15 protein-coding genes are annotated in these 13,909 nt (G+C 49.7%); all 15 read left to right on the top strand.

The window, feature by feature from the left end:
* Positions 1-94: 94 nt before the first annotated feature.
* Positions 95-766 (top strand): vWA domain-containing protein, encoded by a 672-nt coding sequence (locus LOK74_RS14375; protein ID WP_230042723.1) that lies wholly within the window; start codon positions 95-97, stop codon positions 764-766.
* 113 nt (positions 767-879) lie between these two features.
* Positions 880-1,188: an ArsR/SmtB family transcription factor gene (locus LOK74_RS14370; protein ID WP_230042722.1), complete on the top strand. Its 309-nt coding sequence runs from the start codon at positions 880-882 to the stop codon at positions 1,186-1,188.
* 11 nt (positions 1,189-1,199) lie between these two features.
* Complete coding sequence (locus LOK74_RS14365; protein WP_230042721.1) at positions 1,200-2,147, top strand: cation diffusion facilitator family transporter; 948 nt, start codon at positions 1,200-1,202, stop codon at positions 2,145-2,147.
* 28 nt (positions 2,148-2,175) lie between these two features.
* On the top strand, positions 2,176-2,895 hold the full coding sequence (locus LOK74_RS14360) for an NAD-dependent deacylase (RefSeq protein WP_230042720.1): 720 nt from the start codon (positions 2,176-2,178) through the stop codon (positions 2,893-2,895).
* Positions 2,896-3,079: 184 nt separating this feature from the next.
* Positions 3,080-3,508 carry a disulfide oxidoreductase gene (locus LOK74_RS14355; RefSeq protein ID WP_230042719.1) on the top strand — a complete coding sequence of 143 codons (429 nt, stop codon included), beginning with the start codon at positions 3,080-3,082 and terminating at the stop codon, positions 3,506-3,508.
* Positions 3,509-3,516: 8 nt separating this feature from the next.
* Positions 3,517-3,981: a thioredoxin family protein gene (locus LOK74_RS14350; RefSeq protein ID WP_230042718.1), complete on the top strand. Its 465-nt coding sequence runs from the start codon at positions 3,517-3,519 to the stop codon at positions 3,979-3,981.
* Between the two features lie 631 nt (positions 3,982-4,612).
* Positions 4,613-5,419, top strand: coding sequence for a CpaB family protein (locus LOK74_RS14345; protein WP_230042717.1), 807 nt, complete (start codon positions 4,613-4,615; stop codon positions 5,417-5,419).
* Positions 5,416-6,573 (top strand): CpaE/TadZ family protein, encoded by a 1,158-nt coding sequence (locus LOK74_RS14340; protein ID WP_230042716.1) that lies wholly within the window; start codon positions 5,416-5,418, stop codon positions 6,571-6,573. Before LOK74_RS14345 ends, LOK74_RS14340 begins: the two co-directional genes overlap by 4 nt.
* Positions 6,574-6,650: 77 nt before the next feature.
* Positions 6,651-7,964 carry a TadA family conjugal transfer-associated ATPase gene (locus tag LOK74_RS14335; protein ID WP_420908790.1) on the top strand — a complete coding sequence of 438 codons (1,314 nt, stop codon included), beginning with the start codon at positions 6,651-6,653 and terminating at the stop codon, positions 7,962-7,964.
* Positions 7,942-8,868, top strand: a complete 927-nt coding sequence (locus tag LOK74_RS14330; RefSeq protein ID WP_230042714.1) for a type II secretion system F family protein — start codon at positions 7,942-7,944, stop codon at positions 8,866-8,868. Before LOK74_RS14335 ends, LOK74_RS14330 begins: the two co-directional genes overlap by 23 nt.
* Before the next feature lie 4 nt (positions 8,869-8,872).
* Positions 8,873-9,808, top strand: coding sequence for a type II secretion system F family protein (locus LOK74_RS14325; RefSeq protein WP_230042713.1), 936 nt, complete (start codon positions 8,873-8,875; stop codon positions 9,806-9,808).
* Between the two features lie 121 nt (positions 9,809-9,929).
* A complete protein-coding gene (locus tag LOK74_RS14320) occupies positions 9,930-10,151 on the top strand; it encodes a hypothetical protein (RefSeq protein ID WP_230042712.1) in 222 nt (73 codons plus the stop codon).
* Positions 10,152-10,318: 167 nt separating this feature from the next.
* Complete coding sequence (locus tag LOK74_RS14315; RefSeq protein WP_230042711.1) at positions 10,319-11,749, top strand: vWA domain-containing protein; 1,431 nt, start codon at positions 10,319-10,321, stop codon at positions 11,747-11,749.
* A gap of 45 nt (positions 11,750-11,794) precedes the next feature.
* On the top strand, positions 11,795-12,997 hold the full coding sequence (locus LOK74_RS14310; RefSeq protein WP_230042710.1) for a hypothetical protein: 1,203 nt from the start codon (positions 11,795-11,797) through the stop codon (positions 12,995-12,997).
* 24 nt (positions 12,998-13,021) lie between these two features.
* The gene (locus LOK74_RS14305) at positions 13,022-13,891 is read left to right on the top strand and encodes a hypothetical protein (protein WP_230042709.1); all 870 of its coding nucleotides are present in this window, start codon (positions 13,022-13,024) and stop codon (positions 13,889-13,891) included.
* The last annotated feature ends 18 nt before the right edge of the window (positions 13,892-13,909 follow it).

Genomic DNA, 13,909 nt, shown 5'->3' with positions numbered 1-13,909 from the left:
TTGATCACGGATTCAGGCTTGTGTTACCCTGTATGAGTCGGAAATATTAGGCAAATCAGGAAGAAGAGTTTTCGCGTTACAAGTTTTTCAGAGATTGACATACCTGACGCTTGTATGCGTATTGCTGCTCACCGGATGCACCAAGGGATCGGAAACATCGCAACAGTCACCCTTGGAACAGGTCGGTTCGGAGACGCCCGTACCGGAGCAGGCCGAACAGGATCCCTCATCCGGCGGCGGAGAACAAAGCGGCGAAGATCTTAACCAGCAGGCGGTTCCCGAAGGCTGGGGAGAAGCGCCCCCGCTGCCAACGTCGATGATGGAAACGATCGAGTATCCGGTGGGGCGGTTTCATGGGGTGACAAAGATCGAAGCGGATCCAGAGGCGAAAGCATTCTATGCAAAGCTTCCCGTCCCGTCCGAAAATGCAAGCGATGCGGAAATCGAGCAGTATTTTACTTATATTTACAGTTTGGTGAAGCCGGATTTCCCGAACCCGCGCAGCATCAGCATGAATTACAGCCAGTCGATGCCGGACGGCTCCGGCGCGGTACCGGCAGAATTGCAAAAGGAAACGTACAACGTCGAGATTGTGCTCGATGCGAGCGGCAGCATGGCGAATAAGATGGACGGCAAGACGCGCATGGAACTGGCCAAAGGAGCGATTGCCGATTATCTATCTTCTCTTCCCAAGGAAGCGAATGTCGGACTTCGCGTATATGGGCATAAAGGCACCGGTTCCGATGCGGAAAAAAATGTGGTTTAGGATTCTTCACAGAGCTTGACAAAGGATAAACAAGGCGGGTATTATTGCATTGTATATGAGCATATGCTCATATGCTGTGTTTTCTGTCTATGGCTCACTTTGGAGGAAGTCTCATGAATGCAAACGAACACGATTTCCTGACGGCAAAAACAGTTCAGGATGTCTCCCTCATCTTCAAGGCCTTGGCCGATCCGACCCGGATCAAGATTCTCTACCTGCTCTCACAGGAAGAGTGCTCCGTCAATCATATCGCAGAAGTGCTGGGGATGTCGCAGTCAGCTGTCTCCCATCAGCTTGCTTATTTGCGCAACCTCCGGCTTGTCACCTATCGACGGAGCGGGAACACCTTTTTGTATACCTATGATGATGAGCATGTGATCGCTCTGTTGAAACAGGCGATTGATCACGTGCAGCATCAGTGAGGAGGAACCCTATGCATCACCACCATGGCCATTCCCATCACCATCATCATCACGATCATAATCATTCGCATCATCATGATCACGGTTCCAGAGAGGGCAATAAAAAGGGTCTTACTATCGCGTTGCTCATTACAGCCGGCATCATGTTGCTTGAGTTTGTAGGTGGCTTGCTGACCAACAGTTTGGCGCTGCTCTCCGATTCCGGACACATGTTAAGTGACACTAGTTCCCTGGCGCTTAGTCTGGTGGCAATCTGGTTTGCTGCCAGGCCTCCCTCTCCCCGCAAGACATACGGGTTTTACCGCTTCGAGATATTGGCCGCGCTGTTTAACGGGGTCACCTTGTTTCTGATTGCCGGTTTTATCGTCTGGGAAGCGTACGAACGATTTCTGGAGCCGCCGGAGGTGGCCGGCGGTACGATGATGCTCATCGCGAGTGTTGGCTTGATCGCCAATCTGATCAGCGCATTTGCTCTCATGAAAAAAGGAGACGTCAAGCACAATGTGAATCTGCGCAGCGCCTATCTGCACGTGATCGGGGACGCTCTCGGTTCCGTCGGTGCACTGCTCGCCGGTCTGCTCATGTATCTGTTCGCTTGGTATTGGGCGGACCCGTTGATCAGCGTGCTGGTCGCTTTGCTGATCCTGAAGGGAGCTTGGGGAGTCATCAAACATACGGTACACATCCTGATGGAGGGGACCCCGATCACGGTAGATCAGGATGAGGTAAAAGCGACGCTTGAAGCAATCGACGGTGTGGTCAATGTACATGATTTGCACATCTGGACCATTACATCTGGGCTTGATTCCCTTAGCTGCCATCTGCTGATCGAAGATAAGGCAGACAGTCAGGAAATCCTGCAGCAAGCGATTGACAGAATCAAACAGCGATTTCAGATCGAGCACACGACAATCCAGGTGGAAAAGTCGCAGTTGCAGCATGCGGAGACGAGAGTGTGAGCGGATCAAGACTTGAGGAGGTTACACCGTGATCGAACGATGGCTGCGCCAGTCCAAACAAACCGTCATCTTTACCGGAGCGGGGATGTCGACCGAGAGCGGTCTTCCTGACTTCCGTTCCGCACGGCAGGGACTCTGGAGAGGAAAAGACCCTGCGATGTATGCCAGTACCCATGCACTAGAGTACAATCGCGCGCTGTTTGTCGACTTTTACCGCATGCGCATCGAGGGACTGCTGGCCTGCCAGCCGCACATCGGACACCGGATCATCGCTGACTGGCAGCAGCGCGGCCTAGTATCGGCGATTATCACCCAGAACGTCGACGGGTACCACCAGCAGGCGGGCAGCCAGGATGTGATCGAACTGCACGGCAGTTTGCGCACCGTACGCTGTCTGGCCTGTGGGCGGCGCTATCCGGCGGAAAGATACCTGCAGGAGGACGGGACACGATGCACCTGCGGCGGTTTCCTGCGGCCGGAGGTGGTCCTGTTTGGCGAAATGCTGCCGGAGCAGGCCTTGCAGGCAGCGGAACGAGAGATGGCTAACGCGGATCTATGCATTGTCCTCGGCTCTTCGCTGCAGGTCAGCCCGGCCAACCTGTATCCACAAATCGCCAAACAGAATGGTGCCAGATTGGTAATCGTTAACATGGAACCGACCGAACTGGACGATCTCGCCGATCAGGTCGTACATGATTGCAAGATTGGTGACTGGCTGCAGAGAATGGACCAGGCACTACGTCAGTAAAAACACGGCATACCGGCCTTTGCCTGCACCTGACAGAAGCTAGGCAGGTTTGTACATTTTTTGTCAACTTATTTTATATAAGTAAAGTCGGATTTGTGGTAAGATGTTGTCTTGAGGGACAAATCTGAATCAATATACCTGCGGGTAGTCCTTGGCTCTTACGCGGGTATCTAAAGGAGTTCGTATGGGAAATCGCCAAACATGGTTGGAACAGGCCTTATTTGTATCTTGGGCTATATCGGTTGTTGCCACGCTGGGCAGCCTCTATTTCTCTGAAGTGCTGATGTTTATCCCGTGCGAGTTGTGCTGGTACCAGCGAATCCTGATGTACCCGCTGACGATCCATCTCGGGATTGCCGTCGTGCGCAAGGATTACAACCAATCTCTCTATACCGGGGTCTTGGCGGTCATCGGGGCTGCCGTATCCACCTATCATTACCTGATCCAAAAGATGACGACCTTAAGTGAGTTGGGTGCCTCCTGCGGTGTGATCCCTTGTACGACCCAATATATCAACTGGCTTGGGTTTGTGACCATTCCGTTCTTGGCTTTGGTTGCATTTCTATCGATTGCCCTGCTTCAGTATTACATTTGGCAAAAGCGGAAAGGATAGATCAGCTTATGAAAAAAATCATTATTTTTCTTGTGGTCGTGATCGCATTGTTTGCCGCGTTGGGTGTCGTCACCTTCTATTCCAACAAACAGGCGGCGCAGGGAAACCCGTACGGCAAAGAGACGCTGCATGCGGCAACCATTGAGCAGTTAGACGATCCACTGTACGGCAACCAGATCACGCCAGACGAACTGCAGGAAAAACTGGATAACAAAGAAGAACTGTATGTCTACTTCTACGATCCGACCTGCCCGCACTGTAAAGAAACCACACCGATCCTCGTTCCATTGGCCGATGAACTGAAGATCGATGTGAAGAAGCACAATGTCCTGGAATTCCAAGAGGCATGGCAGAAGTTCCAGCTCACCGGAACCCCGACGTTGATTCACTTCAAAGACGGGAAGGAAGTGGGCCGACTGGCAGGCGGTCAGGAGGAAGCTTCGCTCAAGAGCTGGTTTGAAGAGCAGCAGTAACGGTCAGTCTGGAGCCGTTTTCCTACATGGAAAATGCGCTCCAGTTTTTTTGCTTTGCTACTCTATTTGCTCTTGCGGTAATGGTAATGAAATGGAAAACCATGCAGCCATAAGTCAACGTATTGATAGTGATGCCTTGTTCGCATACAGATCAGCTGTAGGCACACAAACAAGACGAATCATATCGTCTCTAGAATCAGGCGATCTCAAAGAGAAGGTTGAAGCTAGTAGAATCAAAAAGTTATTCGTTTTGATACATCTCCTGGTATTTAATCAATACTCGTTTTAATAAATATAATTTTTACGACAAAATACTTTGGTTTTGAAATACTTCAATTCAGAGTAACTAAAGTAAAGGGTAAAAAGAACTAGGATTGAAAGCCCTAAACTTGGAACAGATTCATTTCAAGTTCAGAAAAAGGCCTGCTTCGGTTGTAGGCCTTTTTCTTTATTTTGGAAAACTACCGCTTATTTGTCATAATTCGACAGATTTCTTGCTGGAGATTCAGTACAATCGCTCTGAGGACGCTGGAAAATTAAAACAAGAGGTGTGTTCGACAAATGGCTGGAGATGGATCACGTTTTTTGGTAGGAACATGATTTTTACAGAGGAGAAAGAGGTAATCACCACATGCTGGAGTCAAAGCGAAGAGCCATCATTTTTTTAACGTTATCGTTTTTGCTAGCCCTGCTGGCCGGGTTCCTGTTTTTGAAAAAGATCCAGCAGATCAATGCAGAGCTGGGAGAAATGGTTGAGATTTACGTTGCCTCAACCGATGTTGCATCCCGTTCGCTGATCCAGCCAGACCAAGTGACGACCAGGCAGCTGCCCAAGAAGTACGCAGATGATTCGTACATTACGGACAAAGCGAGTCTAAAGAACAAAGTAACCGTTGTGCCGTTGTCCGAAGGTGACATTATTACCACGAACATCATCAAGCCTGCTACCATCGTACGGGACCAGAACAATCGTCTCATTACCGTGTACGCATCGGGGAGGGTGATTTTTGATCAGCAGTTGGAAGCGCTGGATCGCGTAGACATCATCGTCTCCCACGAGGTGAATGGAAAACAGGTCACAGAAGTGTTTATGAAGGATGTCCCGGTGGCGATGGTAGCCAAAGTGGATGATCAGTTTAAAGGTGTGGCTCTAGAACTGCCGTTTGAGCAAGTACCGTCTTTTATCCATCAACAGCATTACGCAGATCTCATCCGAATCTTGAAGGCAAACGTCGGGAAAGGTGAATTGGGCATCCCGCAGCCCTTTGATCAGCCCCCTCAGCAGGGTGAGGAGACGTCCGAGCAGCAACCTCAGAGCGGGACTGGCGACCAGGCGGTCACACCGGTTGGAGATCAAGCCAATCCATCCGTCAATGTGCCGGTCACAGATCAGCAGCCGCCCGCCAATCCAGACGCGAAACCGGAGGGGCAGCCATGAATACAGGGATCAAACTACTCGTCGTCGCTGATTACGATTCAGTAAAAGATCTGCTGCAGGAAGCACTCGCCTCTTATCAACAGGTAGAGTACACCACGTCACGCGAAGTAAAAAAAGAGATTGACCGGATCGGTCCGCAGGTTGTACTGCTGGTGCAGCCAGAGGACGGTTCCGGCGTGGAACTGGTGCAATACATACAGAGTGAACTGCCAGAAGGAATCATCATCTTTCTCACCGAGAAGCAGGATTTTGTGCTGCTGCGGGACATCGTCCGCGCAGGTGCGGTTGAATATATCCTGATGCCGGATGAACTCTCTCTGCTGACCGATCGCTTGGATAAAATTTCCGAACTGATGCAGCAGCAGCAGAGAAAGAGAGGAACGTCTGTCTCGGGACAGGCGTTTGTCCGGGGGCGTGGAAAAGTATACTCCTTTTACAGCGGCAAAGGGGGGAGCGGCCGGACACAGCTGGCGACCGGCTTTGCCCAGTCGCTCAAGCTGGAGTCCACCGCCCGCGTGCTGCTGATCGACCTGAACTTGCAGTACGGAGGAGCAGAGACCTTTTTGTCGTTGGACAGCAACCGCACGTTGGCAGATCTGATCCCGGTCATGCACGAGATGAACGAGAATCACATCCGCAATGTGTCGCAGCGGGAGAACCATTCCAAACTGGAGGTCCTGCTCAGTCCCCGCGATGCGGAGACGGCAGAGAACATGACCGAAGAGTTTGTGAGCCGTTTGATCCGGGCCAGCCGACGCAGCTACGACTTTGTGATCATCGATCTGCCGGCCAACATGAACGAGTTGACCTATACAGCGCTGGAAGAATCAGACTTTATCTACTATGTGATGAACCTGGACACTCCTTCGGTGCAGATCTTCCGGTTGGTCGAGGATTTGTTCAGACGGCTGCGGATCGATACGGCTGGGAGAATGGAAGTGGTAGTGAATCAGATAGGTAGGGATAACGAACTGACCATCTCCGACCTGAAGGGACTGATCAATGCCCCGATTGCCGCCGAAGTTCGGCGAGACCATCGCGGCGTCCAGGCAGCAGTCAACCAGGGGCTGCCGCTGCAAAAAGAGGCAAACGAGAAAAAGCTGATACCGGCAGCAAAAGACATTCGCAAATGGGTGCTAAAGAAGCTGTCGTAGGAGGGTGAGGCAGGGTGGCCTTATTTCAACGAAAACGAGACAAACCAGCAGAGAGCGAGCAAGCACCACGTACCCAGGTGGCTTCCTCCTACCATAACCCTTATATTGATGAACTGGCTGAACACTACAAGGCCCGGCTGTTGCGTGAGACCAATCTGGAACGGCTGACCAGTCTCTCCGCCGGTGAGATGCGGTTGGCTATCGAACGGCTGGTCTCCCAGTACATGTCTGAAGAGAAAGTCGTCATTCCCAGGAATGAGAAAGAACTCCTGCTCACCCGGCTGATCAACGAGTCTGTCGGCTTTGGACCGCTGGAACCACTGCTGGGTGACCCTGAGATTACAGAGATCTCGATCAATGGGCACAAAGAAGTCTACATCGAGAAAAACGGACGTCTGGAGCGAACCGATCTGAAGTTTCGCGACGAGGAGCATCTGCGGCACATCGTAGATAGGATTGTCGCTCCGCTCGGTCGGCGGATTGACGAAAGCTCCCCCATGGTCGATGCCAGGCTCAAAGACGGCAGCCGCGTCAACGTGGTGATCCCGCCGATCAGCCTTAATGGCACTTTGATCTCCATCCGTAAATTCCGCAAAGAACCGTACACAATGGACGATCTGCAAGGATTTCAATCCTTTAACGAAGCGATGTCCCGCTTCCTGCAGGGGATCGTGGAAGCCAAGCTAAACGTCCTGATCTCCGGCGGTACCGGCAGCGGAAAGACTACCCTGCTCAATGCAGTCGCCCGGGCGATCCCGCACTACGAGCGGGTCATCACGATCGAGGACTCCGCGGAGTTGAAGCTGGAGCGGCCCAACTGTGTCGGCATGGAAGCACGCCCGCCCAACATGGAGGGAAAAGGGGAGATCACCATCCGTCATCTGGTGAAAAACTCGCTCCGGATGCGCCCAGACCGGATCATCGTCGGGGAGGTGCGCGGTGCGGAAGCGTTCGACATGCTGCAGGCGATGAACACCGGTCACGAAGGCTCGCTGACCACCGTCCACGCCAACTCGCCGCAGGATGCTTTTAACCGGCTGGAGGGGATGGTGATTATGGCCGGGATGGATCTGCCCGCCTCCGTCATCCGCGAATATATCGTCAGTGCCCTCGATTTCATCGTCCAGGTGATGCGTCTCTCCGACGGGACGAGGAAAATCGTCTCCATCTCGGAAGTGGTGACCAGACCGAACAAACAAGTGGAGGTAAACGAGATCTTTCGCTTTCATCGGATCGGGATCGGCAAAAAAGGAGAAGTGCTCGGCTACTTTACGCCCACAGGGGTGATCCCGCACTGTCTGGAACGGCTGAGGGTATTTGGCATCGAGATCGATGAATCGATTTTTCAAGTGGAAGAGGTGAAAACAGGTGACCATCTCTATCCTGTTTAGTCTCGCGGTACTGCTGGGTATCTGGGGGATCTATGACTACCTCAGCTACCGGTCGAAAAAAAGCGAGTGGAAAAAGAAAGCGGAAGAGTGGTATGACGTCAAGTCAACCCGCAAGAGCTTCATCATCGTCTGGGGCGACAGGTTTGACCAAACTGCTCATGCCAAAGAGATAGAGAAGAAGTTGAAGAAAGCCAACCTGCCGCTTGCCCCCTCTGAGTTTTACGGGATATTACTGGTCGGTTCGATGGGCATCGCTTTTTTCCTCAACAATGTAGTTGGTCTCTCGTTTCCCTACAATGTTCTAGGCGGAGTGGCCGCCATGTACGTGATCCAAAGCATCATGTTTTTCGTGCGGCGCAACAAGTATCAGCAACGGCTCAATGATCAATTGCCCGAGATCTGCCGCCTGCTGGCCAACTCGCTACGCGCCGGCATGACCCTGCAGCAGGGGGTCGCGCTGGTGGCCCGGGAGTTGAGTTATCCGGCAGGGGACGAATTCAGCCGGATGAACCGTGAACTGCAGCTCGGCGTCAGTTTTGAACGAGCCCTCATTGACATGGAGAAGCGCATTCCGTCCCGTGACTTCCGCATCTTCGCCGCCACGCTACTGATCCAGCGGCGGGCCGGCGGCAACCTCAGCCAGGTGCTGCAGGAGATGGCGGAGACGATGGAGGACCGGAGGATCGTCAACCAGGAGATCAAGACGATGACCGCCGAACAGCGCTACGTCTCGATCCTTGTACCAATCATGCCGATCGCCCTCGTCTTGATGATGAACATGATGAACAAGGGCTTTATCGATCCGTTGTTTAAAGGAGTGGGCTTGGTCTTGCTGGTATTATTCGCGATCGGTACGATTCTCTCTTACATCCTGGTTAAGAAAGTAACCAACATAAAGGTGTGAAATTATGGATGCCTTTATCATCACCAGCTTGTTTTTGTGCATGCTCTTCTTCGCCATCTTTCTTAAAGAATGGTACCGGTACACAATTGAGCGACAAAAGCTGATTGACCATGTGCATGACGTCACCGGATACAGAACGTACAACATCCGCAAGCCGGAAACCTCTTCAGAGCGTATGGTGAAGCGCCTGCTCCGCTACGGAGATGATTACGCCGCATTGGGCCAGCGCTTTAACTTTTTCAGCGAGTCACACGAGGTGGAGGACTGGTTGCTGAAAGCGGGCCGACCGCTTGATCTGACGGTCGCTCGTTTTCAGGGAATCAAGATCGTACTTGCCCTGCTCGGCTTGATCGTGGGACTTTTCTTCTTCCTGCTGGGCTTTCCCTTTGCCCAGTTTGGCTTGGTGATCTGGCCGATGATTGGCTATTTTTTGCCGATTATCTGGATCAAGAGGAAGGCAACAGAGCGGCAGAATCAGCTGCGTTACGACCTGCCTGAGTTTTTGGATACGGTCAGCGTCACCCTGCAGGCGGGGGTAAGCCTAGATCAGTCGCTGCGGGAAGTGATCAAGTTTTTTGAGGGACCGATCCGTGAGGAGTTCTCCCGCTTCAACCAGGAGCTGGACCTCGGCGTACCGCGGGAAAAGGCGTATGAGCAGCTGCTGCGGCGCAATGACAACCCGGAATTTCAGATGCTGATCAAGGCGCTGGTGCAGGGCATGAGGTTGGGAGTACCCATCGCGGTCACGTTTAAGGCACAGTCGGAGAACATGCGGCGGATACGGAAGGAACTGGTGAAGGAAAAGGCGGCCAAGGCATCGCCGAAAGTGACCTTGATTACGACCTTCGTCGTGGCGCCGACTGCGATTATGTTGATCGGCGGGTTGATGGTTCTGAACATCTTGGAGAATGCCAGCATTTTTAAGGAGCTGTTCCGCTGAAATAATAAGTACTTTTGGGGAGGTGGTGTTGAGTTCGGACGGTGTGGGAGGTATAGCAGATGGTAACAGCGGTATCATCAGGATTTATCCAAAAGAATACATTTGAAGGGAGAAATGAAAGATGAAACGTTTCATGCAAAAGACTTATGTGAAGGCAATGGGTGCGTTGCAAACACTGCAAAATCAGAAAGGTGCACAGGCGATTGAGTGGATTGCGTTGGCTGGTGTGGTATTGGCGATATTTACTGCGATTGCTGCTTACTTTAAGGACGGTGAGCAATCCGTAGGAGAAGCGGTATCTCAGACTCTTTCAGATATTATCAATGGTATAGCCGGAAAATAATACATCCAGCTTTTGGGGTTCTCCTTATAAGTTGAAGATAATGCGTGTTGGTGGTTAGAACTTTAAAACTCTCCACCAACACGATTATACATTCACACAGCGATAAATTAGAAGGATTTGCTTTTAGCACTGAAGTTGTTTTCCAGTAAGTAGGGGGGTATTTGGAAATGAGAAATATCAAGCTATTAGGGGTAACTATCCTCCTCTTTACCATGTTGAGCGCTTGTTCTCCAGATGAGGGAAAACAAAACGAACCTTCTCCAGAAACCGTAACCAAAACAACTGATAAAGAAAAGGCGGAATATCCCAGTCAATCTGATGACAAGACGGATCAAACAACAAGCCGTGAAGAAAAAATAAAGGATTTACAAGCGATGATTCCTGAAGGGATTGAAAAGATCCCAGAAACAGCAGAAGAGTTTGCCGCCTTTGCTCCAGGACGCTTTGCCGGTGTTTCTTATTCAGAACATCGAGAGGAAATAGAATCAATTCTACGGCAGTTTCCCAACATCGATAACCCCGATGACGAGATCATCGAGATGTACTTCCTTGCTCTATTGGGCTTGTTTGCAGAGGATTATCCTGATCCCCAGCAGCTCATTGATGAGATCAAAATGGCTTCATTCGGGAACCCAGAGATAGACGATCCCCGATATCAGTTTAAAGAACAGTACAACGTAGAGATCATTCTGGACGCTAGTGGAAGCATGGCGGGCAAAGTGGGAGGCAAGACAAAAATGGAAGCAGCGAAAGAAGCGATCAAGTCCTTTGCGGAGTCTTTGCCGGAAGAAGCCCATGTCGCCCTTCGCGTATATGGACATAAAGGTAGTAGTCAAGAATCGGATAAAGAACTGTCATGCGGTAGCAGTGAATTGGTGTATGATCTGCAACCCTACGACGCGGAAAAGTTGCAGACTGCCCTCAATCAATTCCAGCCCACCGGGTATACGCCCATTGCCCGCTCCTTACAAGAAGCGCAAAACGATTTAAAGGGCCTGTCTGGGGAGAAGAATACCAACATCATCTATCTGGTCAGTGACGGAATTGAGACGTGCGATGGAAATCCAGTAGAAGTGGCAAAACAGCTGGCCGACTCTGAGATTACTCCGCTGGTCAATGTGATTGGATTTGGTGTGGATGGGGAAGGACAGCAGCAGCTAAAAGAGGTAGCAAAGGCCGCGAATGGTCGTTACGTGTTGATCCAGAATCAAAAGGAACTACGGGAAGAATTTGAGAAAGCGGAAGAAGTGGCGCAAAAATGGCGAAAGTGGAGGTTTGAGGCATCTCAAGATGCTAATTCAACCCGAGTAAGGCGTATGCTGGATATCGGCGCATTTGCTCTTGAATGGGTTTTTTCAGCAGGTGATGAGAATCATCATTTACGACTAGCAGAATCTGATTTAGAGGACTATGTTTCCAAAGATATAATTGATGAAATTGTTAAGTTAAGAAAAGAACATTACAAAAGGGCTAAGAGTTTGGGAGATGAACAGAAAAAATTTCTGAACTCACTGAATAACAAAACCTACAAAGAAACCATTGAAGCCATCCATCAAAAGTATAACGAGAATACAAAAAGCAATGAGACCAAGCAATAGAGTCGTAAAAATATTCTAGCTGTGTAAAAAATGGGAGGGTAAAATGTGAGGAAATTAGTAAGAGGCCCGATATGGGCCGGAATGTTTGCGTTTCTGATTCTTTTCATGAACTTTTTACCCCTCGTTGCGTTCGCAGAAGTAAATCTTGAAGCACCGAAATACCAGGTTCCTGAATTGAATAACCCGGAATGGGAAGTACCGGAGATGGAACCACCCAATTGGGATACTCCAGACTTACAAGCTCCTGAGTGGGATGCTCCTGATCTACAAGCTCCTGAGTGGGATAGACCGGAACTAAATGTTCCTAAGTCAGATGTACCACAGTTACAAGTACCAGACTTGGATGTACCAGGGCTCGAGGCGCCGGGGTCACAAATACCCGGTTTGGAAGTTCCAAATGCACAGTCACCAGATCTGGAGATTCCTCAAACTGGTATTCCAACCCTAGGGAATCCAAATCCACAGCAACCAGAATCCCTTGTTCCAGAGTTGAACCAACCAGGCTTGGATCAACCAAACGCATCGGAGCGAAAGGGTCCAACAGCTCTGGATGCGTTAAAATCGACGACAGGGATTTTAAATCATACCGTTGTATTTGTTGAAGAGTTGAGTGCACCTGACTTTGATCAAAGTACTTTAAAAGGCAAAGTGTTGAACCTGAAAGGCCGCCAGTTTTTGGAGATCTACAAGCTAGGTTCAAAAGGAAACGAAGCTTTTGAATTCTCAGCCGATCTTGCTGATGCGGGGTTGAAAGTTTATGACGCTTTTGATGCGCGTAGGTATTTTCAAGACGCAAGAAATGCCGTTGAAACGAATTACCGACGTTTTGGACAGGGGACAAACAACTTAAAACCATGGTTTTCGAAAAGTAGCAACCTCAATCTGGATGTACCCAAAGCAAACCCATATTTGGGTGCTGTAGGATTGGGACTGTCTCTATCCGAATTCGCTAATAATAAACTTGCTTACGAAAATGCAAAAAATGACCAGGAAAAAACCGATGCAGTGATTGGTATGGTGGGTAATGTGGGAGATTCCATGACCAACGTAGGAATGATGATTTCACGCGTTCCGATTCCCGCAGTCCAAGCAGTAGCGGGAGGATTAATCGTAGTTGGAACGGTGTTAAGCGTAGGTAGCATGGTCGCTAAATGGGCTAATTCGAAAACGGGCAGAAAAGTAATCAAAGGAACCGTGGATGCAGTCAAGAAAGGTTTCAATAAGGTTAAATCCTGGTTCGGATTTTAATGTGGTGCAGACGGGGGATATCAGATGAAAGCGGTAGAGACACCAGAAATTAAGGCACAAATAAAAAAATACAAAAAATGGTTGGAAAGTGCCACGCTGTTTCCTTACACGTTTAAGTGGAACGATAGCGAATACTATTATGTCTATTACAAACGGACAGGAAGTAGAGCCGGGATTTTAATTTTGGATCTATATGCCCAGGTGGTATCGCGTGATGAAGCAGAGAAAATTGCCGTAATGGTTGGAAATTATAACAGTATAGTGGCGGAAGGGACTGACAAGTTAAGTCGTGACAAAGCTCGACCGATTTGGCCCATTCAAAACATGATGGCATTACTTGATCAACTGGAACCCGAGTGTTCATCTTTCCCTAGTTTTCTAGAGATTCAGGAGGATTGGCATAGTTTCCGACAATCCTTGCAAACTATCTACACCGGTCAACAACGGTTACAGGAAATCTACGATGAAATGCAGCAAGTAGATGATACTGTGCATGAGAAAAGAAATTATACCTTGACACCCGAAGATGTTGAGCAAATGCGCAAACTGATGAGAGAGTGGCAGCGAACCATGTATGCAGAAGGACGTAAGCAGTTGGAGTCTCTTCCCTTGGTTCGACGAATCAGAACGTTCTTAAATCAGCATCACAATCAGGTAGATCTTCAGGTAAGGTCTACTGTAGGTCAACTGCTGCAACTCATTAAAAAGTACCTTGATCCAGATTCTTTGAAAAAGTTACGTCGGTCACTTAGTGGGTTTGAAAAAGATGAACATGGTCAACCCGTAACCTTTGCACCGGGCGAACGCGGAATTGAACAAATGATGAAAATGTATGAGCGAAGGGCGGAGTTTGATTTAAAACGAGTGTTTATAGATGGTTTGAGAAACGAGTAATAAATTCCCTTCAACTTT

Source organism: Brevibacillus humidisoli, assembly GCF_020923435.1.
Lineage (GTDB): Bacteria > Bacillota > Bacilli > Brevibacillales > Brevibacillaceae > Brevibacillus_E > Brevibacillus_E humidisoli.
Note: the sequence above shows the minus strand (reverse complement) of the source record. Positions and strands in the feature narration are given on the sequence as shown.